Here is a 21,720-nt window from a genome sequence, read left to right as displayed (position 1 = left end):
TTTGTCCCGCTGTGGCAAAAACCCTGCTTTTTTAGCCACTTCCAGAGCGGATGGCAGCCAAAACAGCGCTTTTTGCCTTATTTCAAAGGCCCGCGACGCCCTTGCTAAAGCTGATTCCATGCTCTCGACAAGCGACGACCACCCTCTTTGTGCAAGGAGGAGCGCGATTCACCCTATGAAAGAAGGCTAAACCCGCTCGATGATCACCGCCGGCGCCATGCCGCCGGCGGCGCACATCGTAACGAGGCCGCGCTTCAGGTCGCGCCGTTCGAGCTCGTCGAGGATGGTGCCGATCAGGATCGAGCCGGTGGCGCCAATGGGGTGGCCGAGCGCGATCGAGCCGCCGTTGACGTTGACCTTGGCGCGGTCGAGCCGGAGATCGCGGATGTACTTTTCCGCAACCACTGCAAAGGCCTCGTTGATCTCGAAGAGATCGATGTCGTCGATCGTCAGGTGGGCCTTGGCCAGCACCTTGCGGGTCGCCGGCCCCGGAGCGTTCAGCATCAGGGTCGGCGAGTCCCCCATATTCGCCATCGCGACCACGCGGGCGCGAGGCTTCAGCCCATGCGCTTTGGCATAGGTCGGCGAAGCCAACAGGATCGCAGCGGCGCCATCGACGACGCCGGAGGAATTGCCGGCGTGATGCACGAAGTCGATTATGAGGTCCGGATATTGTTGCAGGATCAGGCCGCGATAAGTCGTGCCCTTGTCGTCGAGCGCATAGTCGGCGATCGCCGGGAATGCCGGCTTGAGGCTGCTAAGTCCTTCCATCGTGGTCTGCGGCCGCGGATACTCCTCGTGGTCGAGCGCGAGGCTGCCGTCTTCGCGATAGACCGGCACCAGACTCTTCTTGAAGTGCCCGTTGGCCATCGCATGTGCCGCGCGCTTCTGGCTCTCCAGCCCGAGCGCATCGACATCCCTGCGCGTGATGCCTTCCATGGTCGCGATCGCATCCGCACAGACACCCTGATGCGACTGCGGATGCCTCGCGCGCAGGCGCAGATTGCCGGAGTCCATCATCATCGGACCGCCGCCGCGCCGTCCCTCCATCGACATCATCTCGCAGCCGCCGGCGACGACGAGGTCTTCCGCGCCTGCCATGATCGAGGCCGCCGCCATGTTGACGCTGGTGATGCCGGAGCCGCAGAAGCGGTCCAGCGTCACCGCGCTGGCGCGCACGTCATAACCGGCATCGAGCGCCGACATCCGCCCGAGGTCGCCGCTTTGCGTTGCGACCTGCGCGCTGCAGCCCCAGACGATGTCGTCGACATCTGCAGTGTCGATGCCGGTGCGATCGGCGAGCGCGCGAAGCACGGTCGCACCCAATTGCTGCGGATGGATCCCCGACAGCGCCCCCTTACCGGCCTTGCCCACCCCGCGCGGCGTCCGACAGGCATCGATGATCAGCGCGTCAACCATGGCGTTATCCTCTTCTTTTTGACTGTTGGAGGCGTTTTGAATCAGGGGGAGAGCGGAGTCAATCGGGGCCGGCCGGACTACCCTTTCGCAAAAGCTGAAAAACAACCCCATGCAAAGTAGAAACACGGTTGCCGGATGATGCACGACCGTTCCGCGAAACCATTTGATGCGTCAAGACAAATCGCCGGCAACAAGCGATGGTCGCGCAATCAGGAGTGAGAGGGCGAAGTGCCTCACACCCCCGCGGCGTTCTTCGCGATCACGTTGCGGTAGAAGCTCGCGCTGAGCTTGGGCGTGCGGACCTGGGTATCGAAGTTCACGTGGTAGAGGCCGAAGCGCTTGTTGAGCCCGTAGACCCACTCGAAATTGTCCATCAGGCTCCAGAGGAAATAGCCCTTCACGGGCACGCCCTCCGCCGTCGCGCGCTCGAGCTGGGCGAGATAGTTGCGCAAATACATGATGCGGTCGGTGTCGAAAATCTTGCCGTCCGGCGTGACCTGGTCGTCGCCGGAGGCGCCGTTCTCGCTGATATAGATCGCGCCCGTCTTCCAGATCTTCGCAGCCAACTTCGGCACCCAGTAGATCGTCTCGGGGCCGACGCGCAACCAGTCCGAATTCATGTGCGGAAACGACTTTGGGATCGGCAGCAGCGAGAAGCCGGCGCCCTTGTCGGAGGCCACGACATAATGCTGCGGCGCGTAGATGTTAAGGCCGAGGAAGTCGATCGGCGAGGAGATGATCTTCAGCTCCGCATCGGTGTATTTCGGCGCGTTGGCTCCAGCGAATTTCAGAAAGGCGTCGGTGTACTTGCCTTCCATGATCACGTTGAGATAGCTCGCGTTCAACTCGCGCAGCGCGATCTCGGTGGCGCGGACGTTCTCGGGCGTGTCGATCGCGGGAATGCAGGCATCGATGTTCTCGGCCGGCCCAACCCTCGTGCCGCGGCGGCCGGAGCTGCGGACCGCCTGCACCGCGAGCCCGTGCGCCAGCGCGGTATTGTGCCTGACCTGGTTCACCTCGGCTTGCGACAGCGTCAGCCCCGGCGCGTCGATGCCGATGCCGTAGCCGAAATAGACGAACCTGCCGCTCTCGTTCAGCGTGAACACATTCTTGACGCGATCGGTCAGGTGCCGCGCGACATAGGCCGCATAGTCGCCGAACACCTTGCAGGTCTCGGCCGAGCGCCAGCCGCCGAAACGATCCTGCAGCGATTGCGGCAAGTCCCAGTGATAGAGTGTGAGCCACGGCTCGATGCCGTTCGTCAGGAGCTCGTCGATCAGGCGATTGTAGAAGTCGAGCCCCTTCGGGTTCGGCTTGCCGTCGCCGTCCGGAAACACCCGCGGCCAGGCGATCGAGAAGCGATAGGCCTTGCAGCCGAGCTCCTTGATCAGCGCGATGTCGTCCTTGTAACGATGAAAGTGCTCATTGGCGCGGTCGCCATTGGTGCCGTCCTCGATCTTGCCGGCCACGCGCGTAAAAATGTCCCAGATCGAGGGCCCTCGCCCGTCTTCAGTAACGGCACCCTCGACCTGATAGGACGAGGTGGCGGTACCCCAGAGGAAGCCCGGCGGAAACCCGCGCGAGCTGCGCGGCCCGGCATCGGGCTTCGCCTCGACGGATTGCCCCGGCGCCGCCATCCCTGCTGCGGACAGCCCCGCGATCTTCGCAAATTGGCGACGCGAGACCTTGTCCGACATTGATGCTGCTCCAGATCCATTCGTTTCGGGCCGGCACAATGGCGGGTCAGGGCCGATTTGAGAAGTGAAGTTCGGGGACGATCGTGATGCGCCGCTGGTGTATCGAGAGCGGCAGGGGCAAACTTGGTCACGCTCCGGCCAGGCCAATGCCGGGATAATACAGGGTGGCAAACGCAGCGCCCATTATTGTCGGCCGAACCGACTGGTCTAGACTGAGGCTCATTGGTGAAATCGATTCGCAGGGATTATGGCAAAGTCCTCCAAACTCGTTGCGGCAAAGAAGGGGCGCGTGCTCCTGGTCCGGCGACGGCGCGATAAGCGCTGGATGTTCCCGGGCGGCCGCAGGCGTGCAAATGAGAGTGACAGGAAGTGCCTTCGCCGCGAGATCGGGGAAGAACTGCCAAAGTTGAAGCTAGGCTCTTTAAAGCTCTGGAAGGAAGTGAAAGGGAAAAACCGCCGGTCCGGGCGGAAGATGAGCGATGCGATTTTCCTGGCGAAGAACGCGTTCGGCCAGTTGAAGATCGGAGACAAGAAGGAAATCGACAAGGCGGTCTGGCGCAAGCCGCGAGGGCTCAGACTAACGCCGACGTCGCGTTACATCCGGGACAGGCTGTTTCCGAGGTGAGTTCCCAGGCTCGCAATCAGGGCTTCGAACCCGGGCAATAAGCGGGCGTCGAGTGCGCTTTGCCTTTGTCGAAGATTGCTTAGCCTTCGGCGGTCATCTCTGTCTGATTTGCCGCTCCAAGCGCAGCGTATGCTCACGCAGGGAATCGTAGATCGGTGCATTGCCCAGCAGCATGGGTAGCAGCATCGCCATGAAGCAGGCGCCCAGCATCGGCAGCAGCATCGTCACGTTACCGGTCATTTCGGCGACGAGAACGATGCCGGTAACCGGCGCACGCACCACGCCGGTGAAGAAAGCGGCCATGCCCACCAATGCAAATGCTTCCGGCTGGACAGCGAGCTTTGGGAATGCAAGGCGACAAGCCGCTCCGAACAACTGCCCAGACTGGGCTCCCAGCACGAGCAAGGGTGCGAACAATCCGCCGGGAGTGCCGGCGGCATATGAGAGAGCGCCGAGCCCGAACCGGACCAGGAATGCGAACCCCAGGATCCCCACGCTCTCGCGGCCGATCAGCGTGCGCTGCGTGATCTGATCTCCGCCGCCGACCAGCTCGGGCGCGAACCAGGCCAACATGCCGACGCTTGCGCCAATCAATCCGGCGCGGAGCTCGATCGGTAGCCGTCCGAATCGGTCCCGAACTGCGATGGTCGCGAGCAGGGTGCGATTGTATGCGACGGCCAGCAGGCCCGCGATGCCACCCAGAGTAAAGAACAGCGGGGCGGACTCAGCGCTGGGGTAGCTCAGCGGCCCGATCTGGAAGTCGGGCGCGTCACCGAGAAGCAGCCTTGCGACCGGGATCGCCGTTGCCAGCGCTGCAAGTGCGGCGATGGCAACACGGTGTTCGATCCTCTGCACCAACTCCTCCAGCACAAACACGAGCCCGGCAATCGGCGCATTGAAGGCCGTTGCAAGGCCGGCGCCGGCGCCGGCCGCCAGCAGCACTCGGGAGTCCGCACCGCAGAGCCGGCAGACGCGCGCGGCGAAAACCGCGATACCAGCGCCCATCTGGACGGTCGGCCCCTCGCGGCCCAGCGCCAGCCCGGAGCCTATCGCCAGTATCCCCCCGATGAATTTCACTGGCACCAGACCAAACGGAGCCGGTGGAATCTCTTCGCGCAGGACAGCTTCGACATGCGGAATGCCGCTGCCCGAAGCGTGTGGCGAGAATTGCCTGACCATCCACGCGGCAACCAGGGTTGCGACAGCGCACGTGCCGACGACGATCAAGAATCCCCAGATCGCGTGGCCATAGGCCCAGGCGATCATCGCATCGCGCAGACGATCGGCATGCGCGAGCAAAAGCCGGAAAACAGCCCCAACACATCCAGTGGCTGCTCCAATGATGAGGGCCATCGCCGCGAGACCCAACAGGCTGCGACGTTCGTCTGCGACTTGGCTGTCGTCACTAGGGTTATGGTCCACAGCAGGTCGATGATCTCGAGGCTTTCGCAAGGGACAATCTTTGCCGAAATCACTGGCGAATGTCCCGGAAAAAATGCCTCCGACCTGATCGAAGAACCGTTTGTCCGGTCGACTTGCCAGGACCTCACCGCACGTCCTGCCGCGGGACTTCATACGGATTTGCCGATGCCGACCGTGTTTTCCCACTATCTCTAGGCGGTGCTGCTGACAAGCCGATAGCGCCGCCGCCCCATCGATGACCACTGTAGTAGTTGTCAAAAACCTCCGCGCTGGTTAACCGCTGTTCGCAGCGCGATAGAACGCTTCGACCTTCGCCAGGTCTTTTGCGTGGGTGCCCTCGCGGTCGGTCTTTGTTTTTGAGTCAACGCCGGCGGGTTGGACAGACCGGATGGCCTCTTTGACATTGTCCGGTCCGAGGCCGCCAGCGAGTATGACCGGGGTACGAACGGTCTCGACAATCGTTCGACTGATGCTCCAGTCATGCGTCACGCCCTGTGCGCCGATTTGGATATCGCCTTTGCGGTGACTATCAAGCAGGATCCACTCGACAATTCCATCATATGTGCGCGCCACGTGCACTGCCACGGGTCCCGTCACAGGTACGCTACGCATGAATTTGATCTTTGGCAGAGACTTTCGCAGCGCCACGACATGATCTGGCGTAAGCAATTCGTTTGAAGCGCCAAGATGCACGATGGGCGGGTCAAGCTCCCTGGCCATCCGTTCGATGAGAGCGACATCCGCCGAGAGGAACAGCGCCGAAAGCACGGACGGCGCCTGGATCGCCTTCATGACAGCTGCAGCCTCGTGAACCGGAAGCTCGCGAGGGAAAGACCCATCGCCGACAAGCACGCCAACATGATCCACGCCAATTGCCGAGATCGCTTCGGCTTCAGCAGGTGTCGCCACCTCGTAGATTTGCGTCAGCATTGTTCTACACCAGTTTCCTGGGCCACACGTTTGAACGGGCACGACGGCCCTGCCCTGAGTCAATAGCCGGTTTGAGGCAAAGGCAGCGGTCAGCGCAGCATCGTACGACGTCCGGTCTCCCGCAGACAGCGGACATCGTGACGGCTCGCAGTTGTTCAGCTCAGGGCCAAAAGCGGCCGTTCCGTTCACGCTTGCGATTGATCGCCAAGTCGGTCAACGTCACCGGACGCGACGGCATTGCACAGGAATTGCTCGATAATTTCCAATCCCACGGCACTATGGGAGGAACGCATGTCGGCACATGAACATTGGCAGATGGACGCCAGCGCGCCGGAACTTTACGAGCGCTACCTAGTGCCAGCCATCACTTCCGTATGGGCTAATGATCTCCTTGATCGTATCGCTCTGGGACGAGGTGAAAGCGTACTCGACATCGCCTGTGGGACAGGCGTCGTGGCGAGGCTGGCAGAGCAGCGTGGGCATGCCGGAAGATTGGTTGGCATTGACCTCAATACAGCCATGATCGCGATTGCGCGGCGAAAGTCCGCCAGCATTGAATGGATTGAAGGTAGCGCGCTGGACCTGCCGTTCGATAGCAATAGCTTTGACGTAGTGCTCTGCCAACTCGGGCTACAATTCTTCCCGGATCGCGCGCTGGCGCTAAGGGAAATGGTGCGGGTGCTGAAGCCGCGAGGCCGCGCTGGGTTGAGCGTCTACAGCGCAATCGAGAGGACGCCAGCAGCGCACGCTTTCGTGCAGGCGCTCGAGAAATATCTTGGGGAAGAGGCTTCGCGAACCAAACGTTCGGAGCACCTCTCGAACGATGCGCACGAGGTCGGCGCTTGGGCGAAGCAGGCGGGGTTCGACGTTGTTGATGTAGCCACCGTCACAAAGCAGATCACGTTTCCCTCCGTGATAGATTATGTCCGTTTTCAGCTCACGGCGACGCCGATGGCGGCGCTCCTGCTGAAGGACGTAGGTGCGTCCGAGCGTGAGCGCCTCATCATGTCGATTGCCGATGACGCGGCGTCCCGCCTTGATCGTCCGATGCTGGCGGGCGGCAAGCTGACCTTCCCGCAGCAATCGTTCGTGGTGATGGCGTCAGTTCACTGAGGTCTGCTCTGGGTCTTGGCTGTGTGAAAAGGCCAGGACGCTTAAGCCCGATAGAACAAGTTATTCGTCCAAGACCGCTCTGGCGCTCAAGCTCGCAAGCGATTTCAACTTAGATGACAAACTGCAGAATGTAATTCTAGCCGTGTTTCAATCCTTCGCGTTTTTACACAGCCAGGGTCATTCGCTGCGAACCTAAGGCGGCCCAACGGCACCCCACGGCCCGCAAGCCTCTGAAAGCAGACACGATCTGCGCCCTCACAAACCGAGGAGCACGATCATGCCTGACGAAAATAGCCTCTCCACCAAAGCTCGCCACACACCCTGGAATAAGGTAAGCGGATCGAGCCAAACCTCCGGTGCGCCCAAACCAAGTCTGGTCGATCCGAACCCGACTCCTGATCGAAAGACGGACCCGCGGCCTTGCCCTTTTCAACCTTGCGATCGACAGCAAGTTGCGTGGTTGCGACGTCGTCGCCTTGAAGGTCGGAGATGTCGCTCCGAATGGCTATGCGGTCGATCGTGCGACCGTCCGACAGAAGAAGCCGGCAGGCCAGTCAAGTTCGAGTTGACGGATCAAACCCGGCAAGCCGTTGACGATTTCTTGAAGGAAGCCGGCAAGAGGCCAGGTGAGTATTTGTTCACTGGGCATCGTGGGCGCGATCGGGCGATGACAACCCGCCAATATGCTCGCCTCCTTACCGACTGGGTGGCAAGCATCGGGCTTGACCCGGGGGTATTTGGCACCCACTCCCTACGCTGGACCAAGGCAACGCTGATCTACCGCCGCACGGGGAACTTGCGAGCCGTGCAGCTTTTGCTCGGCCATACCAAAATCGAAAGCACAGTGCGCTATCTCGGCATCGAGGTTGACGACGCGCTCGCGATTGCCGAACAAGTTGATGTCTGAATCACCAGGGCAGAGCGGACATGCTCTACCCATCGGCTATCAGCCCCTTCGGGCCAACAGCGGAAATGATGAGCGACATATCGACGCGCGCTCCAGCCGAAATCGCATAGCTTACTAGGGTCGCTTCAGCAAGTTTTTTGCCGAGTGCACATCAAGGAGGTCGGGTCCATGAAGACCGCCGTTCTTACACTTATGGCAATGATCTTCACGTTTGTTTCGGCATTCGCACAGCAAACTACGGGCGTGCCGGGTTCACCCAGCGCAACCACAACAATTGATGGCAAATATCTTCCGCCCCAGCCCGCGCCGTTCGACGGCACGATGAGCATGGACGCGAAGGATTCCAAACCGTATTGGCCACCGACCGTAGTGCCGCGCAAGGGAGCACCCAACATTTTGCTCATCATGACCGATGACCAAGGCTACGGCGTGTCCGGCACCTTTGGAGGCGTGATCCCCACGCCGTCCATGGACCGCATCGCGAAGGCGGGGCTGCGCTACACGCAATTCCACTCCACCGCGCTCTGCTCGCCGACCCGGGCGGCACTGATCACTGGCCGCAACCACCACTCGGTAGGCTTCGGGGTGATCACCGAAATGTCCACTGGATACCCCGGATACGATTCCGTCATCGGACCAGAAAGTGCCACCATCGGCACGATCCTGAAGCAGAACGGCTATGCCACGTCATGGTTCGGCAAGAACCACAACACTCCGAGCTATCAACTGAGTTTAGCGGGGCCGTTTAACCAATGGCCGAACGGGATGGGCTTCGATTACTTCTACGGCTTCATGGGTGGCGAAACAGACCAGTGGACGCCTTTTCTCTTCCGCGATCAGACACAGGTTTTTCCGTGGGTAGGACACCCAGGCTACAATCTCACCACCGATATGGCGGACGAGGCCATCAAATACATGAAGGACCTGAATGATGCCGCGCCTGACAAGCCGTTCTTCCTCTATTACGTGCCCGGCGGCTCGCATGCGCCACACCAGCCTACCCCGGAGTGGATCAAAAAGATCAGCGACATGCACTTATTCGATCAGGGCTGGGAAAAGCTGCGCGAGACGATCTTCGCAAACCAAAAGCAGCTCGGCGTCATCCCAGCGAATGCCCAGCTTACCCCTTGGCCGGATGGACAAGCGGAATTCGGCGGGGCCAAGCTTCAGAAATGGGACACGCTTACTGCCGATGAAAAGAGACTTTTCATACGTCAGGCAGATGTCTTTGCCGCCTACACGGCCTACACCGACCATGAAATTGGCCGTGTGATCCAGGCAGTCGAGGACCTGGGCAAGCTCGACAATACGCTGATGATCTATATCAGCGGCGACAATGGCACCAGCGCCGAAGGCTCTATCCTCGGCACGCCAAACGAGATGGCCGCAATTCAAGGCGTCAACATTCCGGTCACGGAGCAGTTGAAGTTCTATGACGCCTGGGGTTCAGATCAGACCACGCCACACATGGCGGTGGGCTGGACTTGGGCGTTCGATACGCCGTTCAAGTGGACAAAGCAGGTGGCGTCGCACTTCGGCGGTACCCGACAAGGTATGGCCATCTCGTGGCCGGGCCACATCAAGGACATCGGCGGCATCCGCACGCAGTTCCACCACATGATTGACATTGTGCCGACCATCCTCGAGGCCACGGGCGTCCAGGCGCCGGTGATGGTCGACGGCGTTGCCCAAAAGCCAATCGAAGGCGTGAGCATGGCTTACACCTTCGACAATGCCAATGCGAACGCCCCGTCTACCCGCAGCACGCAGTATTTCGAAATGGTCGGCAACCGAGCCATCTACAATAACGGATGGTTGGCCGCCACAACGCCACCCTCACCACCTTGGGATTTGGGCTTCGGCAAGTTTCCCGACGTCGTCAACGGCTACACCTGGGAGCTCTACAACCTCGCCGAGGATTATTCGGAGAACAATGACCTCGCCGCCAAGATGCAAGACAAGCTGCGCGACATGCAGCAGCTCTTTCTGGTCGAGGCGACGAAATATAACGTGTTCCCGTTAGATAACAGCTTCACCGCCCGCGCAGCTACGCCGCGACCGAGCGCGACCGCCGGCCGGACCGTCTTCAACTATTCGGGTGAATCGTCCGGTCTCCCTTACAGCAGCGCCCCGGACATCGCCGGCAAGTCTTACTCGATCACCGCCGAGGTCGACATCCCGCAGGGGGGTGCAGAGGGCATGATCAATACGCTCGGCGGCCGTGGCGGTGGCCACGGTCTCTACATGCTCAAAGGCAAGCCCATTTTTGTCTACAACTTCTTTGACGTGGAACGATTCCGTTGGGAAGGGCCAGCGGCACTCACTCCCGGCAAGCACACCATCGTGTTTGACTTCAAATACGACGGCCCTGGTTTCGGCAAGGGAGGCAGCGGCGTGCTGTCGGTAGATGGCAAGGAGGTCGCGAGCAAAACGATCGCGCACACCATTCCGTTTGTCGAGACGATTTATGAAACCTTCGACGTCGGAGTGGATACACGCACGGGGGTAGACGACAACGACTACCAACCGCCGTTCCGGTTCACCGGCAAAATCGATAAGCTGACCGTCAGGTTGACCCCTCTGAATGCTACGGAGGAACACCACCTTCAGGGGAATATCCAAGAAACCAAAAACAGGGCGCACTAGTTCTCGCCTGATCGCCTTCAAATCACGGGCCGGTTTCCTCATGGAGAGCGGCCCAGTGATGGCGTTTACCGCTGTACTCACGCCACCCTCCCGATATCCGGGCCGGAACGGGTTGTACATGGATGCTGCGCCAACGATCGCGGGTCCAGAGGCGGCACTATTGAGGGCATCTGAAAGAGCCGCCCGATTTTAACTTCGAGCCATGGCAACAGGCGAAATAGCAAGCGTCATTCCGGCGCCGCAGATTGCGGCGCTCAGCCGAACACGATCAGGACTCCTTGATCGATTCTGGATGCGGATTCGGTCTGCTGTCGCGGGAGATTGAGCGAGAGCGTTAACGGAACCCAGACATCTCTTTGCGGATTGGTGCCAATCGGGCGCCAAAACTTGTGAAGAAGCCGTGCCGGTCCTGGTCGACTAAAGCAGAGGGGGTTGGCATCGCCGTGGGAGCACGGGCATCGACGTAGCACGGGCGATACATGGCTTGCAGCTGTTTGCCGCGAAGGAAGATCATTCTGGGGGTAAGACCGCCGCGCCTTGCAATCCATCGCCGCACTTGTGATGGATATCCCGAATAGAGCAGCTGGGTTGCCTCGGGATTGGTGACAGTTCGGCCATTACCGGTGAAATCATAAGCGGCATGGAACCCAAGTGTCGCGTTCGAGGTGACACAAATCCTGTCGTGAGGGATTGTTGAGAGGAGGATGGTGCAGGCCGAAGCGCAAAGGCCATCAATCATCACCGTTTGGCCTGAAGCGCGGAGTTCACTGTACTTCGAGAGGTACTCTCCGATCTGCCCGCCTGGGTCGTCCGCAATCCGAACCGCCGCGTGGCCTGACCCTATGCCCGCGAGCAAGAGCGCTGCCGTGAGCAGCGCAGACAGAATTTTCATTAAGTTCCCTACCCAAGTTGAAGAAGTGATGCGGACGTCCGCCGTTGCGCATCGGGCCGGAAACAATGGCCGAAGATGGTTGAGGTGTGACGTCGGGCGTCCAATAGCGGCTCTTGGTCGCCGCTTAAACTAACCGCAACGTTTGTTGCGCGGTGGATGCACGCGCACTGTTCCCTAGCGGAACCCTTGAGCACTTTGCATGAGGTGACTGCGATAGACGCCGCGATCCCTCAATAAGATCAAATCGAAAAGACGTTGGCATTGCACCCGGCTCTGCGACCGCGACCTTCATTCCGCAGGTCCCGCGCATAGGCGCCCAGCAACACACGACCGTATATCGACCGAGCGAAGCTCGCGCGCGCCAGAAATTGGTTGCAGGAACCCGGGTCTCAACTTTCGGCGCAGGGATTGGCACTGATGAGAAAGTGCCTGAAGGGAAGCGTTTGCACGCGGGCATCAGGTCGATGGGCACGCGAGAACAATTCCTTGGTTCTCTTGATTTAGGTCAACGAGACCTCAAAGTGCGTAACCATTTTGCGCGGTGCTTAGGGGGCCACCTATCACCTAGGAGATCTCCGATGTTGAAAATAGTAGTGGCCGGAACAACTGCACTCTTCGTTATTGCATCCCCTATTGCCAACGCCCAAAACTCGCAGACTTCGTCTTCCGCGTCTCCGGAACGGTTAAATGCAGCGGACCGCAATAACCTGACGGACATGAGGATTGATCTGGTAAAGGCGGCGTTGCAACTGACACCTGAACAGGAAAAACTTTGGCCGCCGGTAGAGAGTGCTATCCGTGCCAGGGCGGAGGATCGGAAAGCGCGGGTCGCAAAAATCCAGGAAACAGTGGGTAGACGGGCCGACGAAAGCCGCGTCGAAGCCTTGCGCAATCGTGACCCCATCGCCTTTCTGCAACGACGCTCGGAAGCATTGGCTCAACGATCAGCCGATTTGGATAAACTCGCTGAGGCATGGCAGCCACTCTACAAAACTCTCAATCCCGAACAGAGGCAGCGCATGGCGGCCGTCGCGATCTTTGTACTCCGCGATATGAGTGATGTCGTGGAACGGCGCAGGGCGCTGCAGTCTGACGACGACGAGGACTGAAGCGAAGTCCTGCAAACCTACAATAAAGCCCGTTGGCCTGGTATGTTATGACCACTCTGCGGCGGGGGCGATCGGCGCGAGCGAAGCGTCGTTTTGCAACATCGTAAGCGCGCATTTTACTGCACAGGCTGCGCGCGCGGGTGGCCGCGGCGTGGTGTGACGCCGGGCCCCAGCGGGATCATCGGAACGGCTTGGTTGACCTGAGCGTTCGAACGTCAGCCGCTGTTCTCAGCTGGCAGGTGTGTTTGACCGGTGCAGTTGAACGGCAACAGATCTTCGATGTCGGCGTCGGGCGCACGCTGAGGCAGTTCAGTGAGCGCGTGACGTAACCATGCATAGGGATCGACGTCGCATGCCCGGCATGTCAGCACCAAACTGTAGATCACGGCGCTTGCCTTGGCGCCGGCAACGGTATCGCTGAACAGCCAACTTTTTCTTCCGGTGCAAAACGGCCTGATGTCGCGCTCCAGAACATTGTTGTCGATTGGCGCAAGACCGTCACTGGTGTAGCGGGTCAGATAGTCCCATTGGTTGCGCGCATAGGCGATCGCCTTGCCGGTCAAGCTTTCGGGCAGGACCTTCGGCGCCTGGTCGTCGAGCCACGTCTTGAAGGCGGCCAATACCGGCAGGCTATGCTGCTGGCGCAGCCGCACGGTGTATGCGGCGCGCGTTTCGCCGTCGGGCGGCGTCTGGCGCGCCACTCTCTCGACCTCATACAACGCCTCGAAGAACTTGAGCGCCTGCAATGGTGAACCGCCGGGCGTCTTCCTGGCCTTGAGCGCGTCGGTAAATTTCCTGCGGGCATGCGCCATACAGCCGAGATGGGTCGCGCCTGTCAGCGTGCGCCAGGCGTCATAGCCATCGCTCATCAACAAGCCGCGATAGCCGGCCAGGAACGCCTGCGGATACTCCTGACCGCGACCGGGCTGGTAATCGAACAGCACGACCGGCTGCGCGCAGTCCTGGCCGCTGCGGTAGGCCCACATGAAGGATTTGGCCTGCGCGTCCCGGCCCTCCTCTTTCAGAACCTGCACCCAGGTTTCGTCACCGTGGACCAGGGGCTGCGCCCTGAGCTTTTGCTGTAGCGCGTCATAGACCCGATGCAGATGCAATTCGCTCGCCCGGATCACCCAGTTGCCCAGCGTCCCGCGGCTGATGCTGATCTCGGCCCGCCCCAGCGCGTCCGCCACACGATACAGCGGCGTGCCGTCGACGTATTTGTTGGCGAGCACGAGCGCCAGCGTCGATGGCGTGGCGACGCTGCCCGGCAACGGCTGCGCCGGCATCGGCGCGGTCACGATCGGGGTGTTCAGCGCGGTGCGCTCGCAGTGACGGCACGCATATTTGAACCGCACATGTTGCAGCACCGACGCCTTTACCTCGACGTGCAACTGCTCGGTGACGGTCTCGCCCATCCGATGCATCCGATTGCGGCAGCACGGACAGTCCTTTTGATCCTCACCCAGATCATGTTCGACGCGCTGGCGCGGCAGATCGTCAGGCAGCGGCTTGCGGCCGCGTGTCTTCGGCGCCGGCTTTGGAGCCTCCGGCAATCCCATGTCCGGCACGGCGACCGCCTCGACATCGCCGTCGTCCCGGCTTTCAGCGGCGGCCTGCTCGGCTTCGTTGAAGATGCGCTCCTTGAGCTTTTCGCTCTTCGGCGCGTAGCGGTGCAAGCGCTCCAGGCGCAACTGCTCCTCAAGATGCAGGACACGTTGCGCGAGTTTCTCGTTCTCGGCCTTCAGCGCCGCGATCTCGGCCGCGTGCGCCGCGATCAGGGCTTCCATCTCGTGCGTCGTGGGCTTGCGACTCATCGTAGTCTTGAATCGAAGTCATGCCGCCGCGTCAACCGGGTTCCATGCGGTTGGCGGCGTCACCCGATAGCGGTGATGACGCCGCCCGCATCGAACACGGTCAGCCCACGCTGTGATATTGCCGCACCGGATGGCGCCGCACCGCCGCGATGTCGATGCCGTCAAGCAGCCAGTGCAGTTCCTCCGTCGTCAGCGTCAGCACCGCCTCCTGGCTTCGGGGCCAATGGAATCGGTCCGCCTCCAGCCGCTTCAACAGCATCCAAAATCCCGACCGATCATAAATCAGCAGCTTGACCCGGTCGCGGCGGCGATTGCAGAACGCGAACACCGCGCGCTGGAACGGATCCTGCCCCATCGACTGCTCGACCACGATCGCCAGGCTGTTGATCCCCGCCCGGAAGTCAATCGGCGCGCGGTGAAGGTAGACTCGAAGATCAGACGCCAGCCGGAACATCGCAACGCCCCAGCGCTTCAATCACCACCGACAGCAACTGCGCGTCGCCGCCTTCCAGCGAAAGCGTCACGCCGTTCGGCATCGATGCCGTCAGCCGCCCAGCAGAGGATCGCTCCGTAGCGCAAAGGGCGATCGCGCCGGCAGATCGGGTTGGCGACCGCGACGGCGCGCTCACCGGAATAAACGCCGGCGCAATCGCCGCCCGCGCCTCCGGCTGGCCATTCCCGTTCTGAAGTTGTCGCTTGGCCACCCACTTGCGCAGCAGGTTCGCGTTCACGCCGTGTTGCAACGCCAGCCCCGCCAGCGACACGCCAGGCTGCAGACAGGCCTCGACCAGCCGCTGTTTGCTGGCTGGGTCATAGCGACGACGGCCATTCCGCAACACGCCGAGCGTCTCAAGCTTAAAAGGGGCTTCTGGAGTGATCATCGATGGTGTCCACCTTGTTCATGGTGGACACCTCATCCCATCCGGGCTCTCAATTGCACAGGTGCGTAGAAAAAAGCGCTTACGCAACATCGGCCCGTCGACCCCGCCGTCGACATCTTCTATGCGTGCGCTCGGCTTTCCAGAGTCGATCGTCAGACGAGCCGACCCCGCATTCACCGCGCCCGGCCTGCCAGCACGTTCCGCTTCCTGGATCGACTTGTCGATTTTCGATGACGTGATCGATCGGTGCCGACTTTGATGAGCGCGACAAGGACTATGGGAAGGAGCTGCAAACGAAGCAGACCGCTAACTGAGGCGGCTTCTTTCATGCAGGCCGATCTGCTCCAGATGGTCGGCGATCCAACCAATCGGCCAACCGTTTGTATTCAAGCGCCATGAGCTCTAGTTCACGTCGCGTGGCGTCGGTCGATGCAAGCGCCGCCTGCGTGCGGCATAGGAGCTCAAGGGAGCGATAAGAGGAATTGGGAAGGTCGTGATGCATCGGACGATCCTAGCCACGTTTCCATGTTTGCGGAACTAAGTATGTTAGTTTCACATCCCCAACGGAGGCGCCTTAATCGTCCCAGATCAGCTCGCGGCACTTGAGCGGGAGCACACGTCTCTTTCAATCACCAACGCTCATGTGTCGCTGTCGGTGATGGAGTTACACTGTCTGAATACGATAACGCAGACAGTCATCTAAGACAGCGCCCTCAAGTTTAACTGGGGTCGACGCTGCTCTCTCGTCTCTTTTGGAAAGGGCTCTTGGGTCTTGCGGCCGAGGAAGGTATCGGGCGCTGGACAGTGCTTGAGCACTTCGACCGCTTCTCTGGCCAATTCTCGCAGCATCTCTGCGTCCTGCGCTTCCCGCTGGGACGGACGGCAAACGCCACGCCGCAATAGCATGGTTGCGCTCCTCGACTATGCAGGCGGGAGCGCAATCAGTCTCTCTGCCACCGACGCCTACGGACAGAGCCTCAGCCGGTGATGCCAGGACGATATCACCTTCAGACCATCATTCCCACGAATAAAAAGACCACACAGAACAAATTACGTGCCGACACTTCGCCTCTGGCGTGATCAGCGGACTCCCCGCTCTGACAAGCGGGCGAACTCGCCGATCCCGTTGCACCTGCTGCGGGCCCGTATGATCGAAGAACTATCGCTGCCTAGCCAGCGACCTCGATCATCCCTGTTGCGAAGGCAGATTGAACTGAAACACCGCGCCCCTTGGTTCATTCGCACCGGTCCAAAGTCGTCCTCCGTGCGCCTCGATGATCGATTGGCAGATCGACAGGCCCATGCCGGTCCCGCCCGGCTTGGTGGTGTAGAAGGGCTCGAACAGGCGATCGACTATTACCCCGTCAAGTCCGGGACCGTTGTCCCGCACGGCGACAACAACGCGACTTGAGGCATCTCCGGCCGTGCTGATCCGCAGCTCCCGTCCCCCCACGTCGAGGCAGTTCATTGCCTCGATCGCATTGAGGATCAAATTCAGAACAACTTGTTGCAGCTGGACGCGATAGCCCTCCACGCGTGGCAAGCCCGGAGCGAGGTCCGTCTGGATCAAGACACCGTGCTTGAGCAGTTCGCTCCGGGCTATGGTGATCACGTCCAGGATCGCACCATTGACGTCGATGCTCTCTTTCGGCGCCGGCGTTTTCTTGATCAACGAACGGATCCAGCCGATGATCTCGCCGCCCCGCTTGGCGTCTGCGACAATGGATGCGAGCGCCTGCCGTGCCCTTTCGAAATTCGGAGATTGAGATCCCAGCCAGTTCAGTGCGGCTTCTGCGTTGCAGAGCATCGCGGTGATCGGTTGGCTCAACTCGTGTGTCACCGAAGCCGTGACCTGGCCCATTGCCGCCGCGCGATTGGCGTGTGTCAGTTCCGCCTGCATCTCGCGGAACGTCTCGGCGGTTCGCTTGCGTTCGGTGATGTCGCGGCTCAGACAAATGATCTGTCGTCGGCCGCCTTCGCAGAATTCCCGCATGCGGACTTCGACGGGAAACACGGTGCCGTCCTTTCGGCGATAGCGGCTCTCGAGCGTCGTGATGCCGCCGGCCTTGATGCGCTCGCGGTTGATCCGCCAGGTCGCTTGATCAATCTCCAGATCGAAGAAGGACGCAGTTGCCCCAACCAGTTCGCTTCGGCTGTAGCCCAGGCTTTCGCAAGCATTTCGGTTCACGTCGAGAACGCGACCGTCTTCACTGTGAAGCATGAACGTATCTGTGGCGTGGTCCACGAAGGTCCGGAAACGGGCCTCGCTCTCGATCAGCGCCTGTTCGGCGCGCTTGCGCTCCGTGATGTGGCGCCCGACGCCGCGGTAGCCCATGAAGCGCCCCGTCTCGTCAAAGACGGGCAGGCCGGAGACGGACACGTAGCGCTTGCCGCCATCGGGCGTCGGCCGCGCGTGCTCGAAATCGCGGAACGGAAGGTGGGCATCCAGCATCTCCCGGTGCTTGCGCCAGCCCTCTTCATCAGGCTCCAGATGCGGGACCTCCCACCGCGTCCTGCCGATCTCGGCAACCGGCGGCTCGGCCAGCGTCTCCGCGAACTCCTGGCGGATGAAGCGATGCTGCGCATCGGTTTCCCAGTACACATCGAAGGAGAATTGCACCAAGGTGCGAAAGCGCTCCTCGCTCTCGCGCAGCGCCTCCTCGTGGCGCTTGCGCTGATTCGAATCGAGCGCGACCGACGGCACTTGAACCGGATCTTGCATAATCGACTCTTGCTCGAGAGCGATGGATCAAATCGACAATTTCTCGCACCGGATAGCGGGGCTGTCCCTCGCCCCCGGAGCGGCAGATAACCCCGACGATCGCCAACGATGCACGGCGGGTCGAACCTCGCAGTGGCCAATGATCGTTCAGGAATATGCCTTGTGACGACTATACTTACGTATACGAGGGCTTCTTTGTTGCCCACTTGCGGGACGAAATTGGTCCGGCCCGCCAAACAACGCGGCTGAGCTCCGTTCCATCAACGCCTGCGTGTGAGGCGAAGCCGTGCGCTTGTGCCGGGGGTGTCGACCCATGTCCGCCGTGCCATGAGGTGACCTGGCTGCCGCGAAATTGATCTTGGTCACAGACCTGGCCCGGCCGGATCTTCCATGTTCGACAGGGTTTGGCCGACCAAACCATGGTTTAGCTTGAACAAAACCTGGTGCTTCCGGTCTCATCCGGACCGCTTGCAGCGAAGCTGATGGGAGACCCCTGTGTGGATACCGGGACTTTCTGTGTCCAAGGCATGAAACTCGCATGACAAGGCACCGGCAGACCCATAACTTTTTGCTTTAGAGCGCGCACGAGGGGACAGGGGTGATTCACGCTGGCGTTAGCCCGATGGCGTTGCGTGGTGATCGGCATGGCCACGATGGCCTCGCCGGCCTCACGCCAGGCATCTCGTTCGCTTTGGTGCGACATGCGCCGCGAGAAATGTTGCGCGTCTTACGGTGCGGCCCTACCGTCATCGCAGAGATCCATTGCCCGTCGGGAGAGGCAGGCGTCTTCCTGCGCTGCCGTATCGAACTGAGCTCAAGAGACCAGTGGCGGTTGCGGCATCGACGGCACGCCCATCAGGCCGCGAACCATCAATCATCTGCATTGGCGATCCTTGCAATGACGTTGCTGCTTGCCGTGTGCGGCTGGATCGTCGGCGGAGCCGAGGGAATGCAGCGGGCGCTGTTGGGAAGCATGCCCCGTCCCGACGAAACCGTCATCTCACGCGAGAGCATGTATCGCTGGTTCGGCGCCCGCCTGCTGTCCCCTGCCGAGGTGCCGGACCTGTTCGCCATCCTGACAGGGGTTTGCTGCCGGGCGGGCCTTACTCGATCGCCGGATCTCTATTGCCTGCCGGCACCGCGCGACATGAATGCCTATGCGCTCGGCGGACCAGAACGCAGTGCCATCGTGCTCACCGAGGGCCTGCTGCGCGGCATGACGCGCGACGAAATTGCCGGGATCCTGGCCCATGAAGTTGCTCATATCCGTAACAATGATGCCCGGACCATGAGCTGGGCGACGGCGTTGCGTCGCGCGATCGATTGGACATCGCTCGCTGGTCTTACGCTGCTGCGGAGCAGCCATCATCATCACGGTGGCATGGCATCAAGCCGGCCACTGGCGACGCTGCTGAGCGCAGCTCCAACTCTCGGTCAGCTCCTTGGATTGGCACTGTCGCGCGTCCGCGAGCTGGATGCAGATGCAACAGCGCTCGAACTGACCGGCGACTCGCGGGCGCTCATCGCCGCACTCGACAAGCTCGAGCGCCATCACACCGGCTCTGCGTCAAGGCCCACATCCGCATTCGCGCATGATCCGATGCGCTTGCTTCGCAGCCATCCCGCCACCTCCGAGCGCGTCGGCACATTACTCAACCTCGCCTATTAGAATGCGCGCAAGTTGACACCAGCGCACATCGGAAAGCTTGCTGACCAGGCAAAGAGTGCTGACGAAAATCCGCGGACTTGAAATTTTGCTGAGATTGATTGCCGCCAAAATATCGCCGCGCTTTCGCGAAACTATTTCGCCGCAAGTACGTTTTTCGCGTCTATGCTCATTGGAAAGATTGGAGAGAGGTCAGCGTAATTGCAGAGCGTCTGAGCGGACGTCGGACATAACATAACGAAATGGCTGGCCACATCGCCAGCGAGGAAAATCCGCTCCACATCTCTCAACGGCTGTCATCTTGTTGCCGCTCTAAAACATCTCACCGTTGGCGTGTCACCTTGAGGGGAAGCAACTTGCATCTCTCAAGTGGACGACGTTGCTTGCGGCTGAGATTTTCGTGCCAAGCATTTCAACTTGAATGTCCAGCGCCGTCGCACCGGCGTGACGATCCGCTATTGCCGCAGAAGGCGTCGCGCATGCGACAGCCTTCGCAAGATCCAGACTTCGCAAGACAGAGACTTGGCAAGACATTGGGCTGAGGGCACCCACCATCGCGAGGAGGCAAGCGATGACCTACTATGACACCCTGCAACAGAACCTCGGGCCTGGTTCGCCATTCGGACAATTCGGTCCGCAACAATGGGGAACCGGAGCATTTGGTTCGCAAGGCGGCCAACAGCATGGAGGAGGCGGTCTTGGATTGGGCCAGGCGGCCTACGGACAGCAATACGGACAGTTCGGCGGTCAGCCGACCTTTGGCGCGTTTGGATATGGCCCCGGCTGGGGCGGCCAAATGGGCTGGGGTCAGCAGCACTGGGGCGGACAACAGCGCCAGCTTTCGCCGCAGGACGTGAGTGAGGTCGTGCGCCAACTGGTACCGGCGCTGCCTCAAATTCTTGCGCAGGCGCAAACTCCGTTCGCAGGAATCGGCTATGCGGCCTACGGCCAGGCACCGCGGCAGCTAAGCCCGCAAGACGTGAGCGAAGTCGTGCGACAACTCCTGCCCATCGTGCCTCAGATCATGGGAATGCTGCAGAGCCAGCCGCAGATGCAGCATTCGGCCATGCATGGCGGTCTCGGTCAGGGTCAATTCGGAGGCCTCGGTCAATTCGGTCTCAGCTATCCGGGGCAGACTCAGCCTGGGCAGTTGTGGGGTGCGCAATCCGGCGCGCCGCAGTTCCAGGCGGCATTCGGCGGCCAGACGCCGTTCGGCCAGCAGCGACAACTGACGCAGCAGGACGTCGCCGACATCACCCGCCAGCTGATCGGCATCATTCCGCAGGTGATCGGTAACCTTCAGGCCTACGGTCAGCAGCGGATGATCTGACCGCACGGTATGGCGCGACCGCCGCCAGACGCGGCGGTCGCGCTCGGCCGTTGCGCACGTCCTCCGAAGGAGAACCCTCATGTCGGATTCAAACCCCTCTGCGGCAACCGCGTCGCAGCGCCACTCCTCAGACATTCAGCAGCTCGTGGGCCTGCTCGGCAATCTGATGCCGCTGCTCTTGCGCCTGCAGTCGCAAGCGTTCGAGCAGCCGTTCCGGACCATGCCCGGCAACTTCCCGATACCGAACGCGGTGCTCGATCATCAGGCCGCGGACAACATGATCGGAGACATGATCGCAGAATCGCTGCGCTCGCTCTCTGCCTATCTCGAGGCCAATGCTGCCCAGCATGCCGGCCTGGAAAACTGCGTTTCGATCGTCACCCAGGCAGCCAACAGGTTTACCGAGCGGGACTATGCGCAGGCCTTCAACCTGATCTGGCTGGCCTATCGGGCGATCGAAGCCGTCCGCGCAGCCGATCCTCGCCTTCCGTTGCTGCGACAGGCTTCGATCGATCACGCGCAATCTTCAATTCACTGAGATCAAGGA

17 protein-coding genes and 1 pseudogene are annotated in these 21,720 nt (G+C 60.8%); 9 read left to right on the top strand and 9 right to left on the bottom strand.

Annotation, left to right across the window (positions count from 1 at the left end; translation table 11 throughout):
• Positions 1-186: 186 nt before the first annotated feature.
• Both NLN62_RS31965 and NLN62_RS31960 read right to left on the bottom strand, forming a co-directional pair.
• Positions 187-1,419, bottom strand: coding sequence for an acetyl-CoA C-acetyltransferase (locus NLN62_RS31965; RefSeq protein ID WP_027528368.1), 1,233 nt, complete (start codon positions 1,417-1,419; stop codon positions 187-189).
• Positions 1,420-1,652: 233 nt separating this feature from the next.
• Positions 1,653-3,116 carry a GH1 family beta-glucosidase gene (locus tag NLN62_RS31960; protein ID WP_254111441.1) on the bottom strand — a complete coding sequence of 488 codons (1,464 nt, stop codon included), beginning with the start codon at positions 3,114-3,116 and terminating at the stop codon, positions 1,653-1,655.
• Positions 3,117-3,363: 247 nt separating this feature from the next.
• Here NLN62_RS31960 and NLN62_RS31955 point away from each other — a divergent pair, with 247 nt between their 5' ends.
• A complete protein-coding gene (locus tag NLN62_RS31955; RefSeq protein WP_027528366.1) occupies positions 3,364-3,741 on the top strand; it encodes an NUDIX hydrolase in 378 nt (125 codons plus the stop codon).
• A gap of 93 nt (positions 3,742-3,834) precedes the next feature.
• Here NLN62_RS31955 and clcA read toward each other — a convergent pair whose 3' ends face one another.
• Positions 3,835-5,094 (bottom strand): H(+)/Cl(-) exchange transporter ClcA, encoded by a 1,260-nt coding sequence (clcA, locus tag NLN62_RS31950; protein ID WP_051390307.1) that lies wholly within the window; start codon positions 5,092-5,094, stop codon positions 3,835-3,837.
• On the opposite strand from clcA, the gene NLN62_RS31945 reads away from it, so the two are divergent.
• On the top strand, positions 5,029-5,358 hold the full coding sequence (locus NLN62_RS31945) for a hypothetical protein (protein ID WP_254113888.1): 330 nt from the start codon (positions 5,029-5,031) through the stop codon (positions 5,356-5,358). The two genes, clcA and NLN62_RS31945, sit on opposite strands and share 66 nt — an antisense overlap.
• Positions 5,359-5,436: 78 nt before the next feature.
• Here NLN62_RS31945 and NLN62_RS31940 read toward each other — a convergent pair whose 3' ends face one another.
• On the bottom strand, positions 5,437-6,093 hold the full coding sequence (locus NLN62_RS31940; RefSeq protein ID WP_254111440.1) for a phosphoribosylanthranilate isomerase: 657 nt from the start codon (positions 6,091-6,093) through the stop codon (positions 5,437-5,439).
• Positions 6,094-6,384: 291 nt separating this feature from the next.
• On the opposite strand from NLN62_RS31940, the gene NLN62_RS31935 reads away from it, so the two are divergent.
• From NLN62_RS31935 to NLN62_RS31925, 3 genes and pseudogenes are all read left to right on the top strand, one after another.
• Positions 6,385-7,206 carry a class I SAM-dependent methyltransferase gene (locus NLN62_RS31935; RefSeq protein WP_035665385.1) on the top strand — a complete coding sequence of 274 codons (822 nt, stop codon included), beginning with the start codon at positions 6,385-6,387 and terminating at the stop codon, positions 7,204-7,206.
• A 277-nt stretch (positions 7,207-7,483) separates the two neighbouring features.
• Positions 7,484-8,113 (top strand): annotated as a pseudogene (locus NLN62_RS31930) (tyrosine-type recombinase/integrase).
• Positions 8,114-8,281: 168 nt separating this feature from the next.
• Positions 8,282-10,759 carry an arylsulfatase gene (locus tag NLN62_RS31925; protein ID WP_254111439.1) on the top strand — a complete coding sequence of 826 codons (2,478 nt, stop codon included), beginning with the start codon at positions 8,282-8,284 and terminating at the stop codon, positions 10,757-10,759.
• A 334-nt stretch (positions 10,760-11,093) separates the two neighbouring features.
• On the opposite strand, the gene NLN62_RS31920 is transcribed toward NLN62_RS31925, so the two are convergent.
• Complete coding sequence (locus tag NLN62_RS31920) at positions 11,094-11,651, bottom strand: hypothetical protein (RefSeq protein WP_245288137.1); 558 nt, start codon at positions 11,649-11,651, stop codon at positions 11,094-11,096.
• A gap of 578 nt (positions 11,652-12,229) precedes the next feature.
• Here NLN62_RS31920 and NLN62_RS31915 point away from each other — a divergent pair.
• Entirely contained in the window at positions 12,230-12,760 is a 531-nt protein-coding gene (locus NLN62_RS31915) for a Spy/CpxP family protein refolding chaperone (RefSeq protein WP_027525734.1), read from the top strand.
• Positions 12,761-12,975: 215 nt separating this feature from the next.
• On the opposite strand, the gene NLN62_RS31910 is transcribed toward NLN62_RS31915, so the two are convergent.
• The 4 genes from NLN62_RS31910 to NLN62_RS31895 all read right to left on the bottom strand — a co-directional run bounded on the left by NLN62_RS31910 (position 12,976) and on the right by NLN62_RS31895 (position 18,177).
• The gene (locus NLN62_RS31910; RefSeq protein ID WP_371932934.1) at positions 12,976-14,574 is read right to left on the bottom strand and encodes an IS66 family transposase; all 1,599 of its coding nucleotides are present in this window, start codon (positions 14,572-14,574) and stop codon (positions 12,976-12,978) included.
• Between the two features lie 100 nt (positions 14,575-14,674).
• Entirely contained in the window at positions 14,675-15,028 is a 354-nt protein-coding gene (gene tnpB, locus NLN62_RS31905; RefSeq protein ID WP_254108309.1) for an IS66 family insertion sequence element accessory protein TnpB, read from the bottom strand.
• Positions 15,009-15,455 (bottom strand): transposase, encoded by a 447-nt coding sequence (locus tag NLN62_RS31900; protein ID WP_254108308.1) that lies wholly within the window; start codon positions 15,453-15,455, stop codon positions 15,009-15,011. The genes tnpB and NLN62_RS31900 overlap by 20 nt, the downstream gene beginning before the upstream one ends.
• Positions 15,456-16,641: 1,186 nt before the next feature.
• The gene (locus NLN62_RS31895; protein ID WP_254111438.1) at positions 16,642-18,177 is read right to left on the bottom strand and encodes a PAS domain S-box protein; all 1,536 of its coding nucleotides are present in this window, start codon (positions 18,175-18,177) and stop codon (positions 16,642-16,644) included.
• Positions 18,178-19,075: 898 nt separating this feature from the next.
• On the opposite strand from NLN62_RS31895, the gene NLN62_RS31890 reads away from it, so the two are divergent.
• From NLN62_RS31890 to NLN62_RS31880, 3 genes are all read left to right on the top strand, one after another.
• A complete protein-coding gene (locus NLN62_RS31890; RefSeq protein ID WP_051389959.1) occupies positions 19,076-19,846 on the top strand; it encodes a M48 family metalloprotease in 771 nt (256 codons plus the stop codon).
• Between the two features lie 568 nt (positions 19,847-20,414).
• Positions 20,415-21,173, top strand: coding sequence for a hypothetical protein (locus tag NLN62_RS31885; RefSeq protein WP_027525736.1), 759 nt, complete (start codon positions 20,415-20,417; stop codon positions 21,171-21,173).
• A gap of 79 nt (positions 21,174-21,252) precedes the next feature.
• On the top strand, positions 21,253-21,711 hold the full coding sequence (locus NLN62_RS31880) for a hypothetical protein (protein WP_027525737.1): 459 nt from the start codon (positions 21,253-21,255) through the stop codon (positions 21,709-21,711).
• The last annotated feature ends 9 nt before the right edge of the window (positions 21,712-21,720 follow it).

The organism is Bradyrhizobium sp. CCGUVB23 (assembly GCF_024199885.1).
Lineage (GTDB): Bacteria > Pseudomonadota > Alphaproteobacteria > Rhizobiales > Xanthobacteraceae > Bradyrhizobium.
The sequence above is the reverse complement of the archived record's forward strand: the minus strand, read 5'-3'. Positions and strand labels throughout refer to the sequence as shown.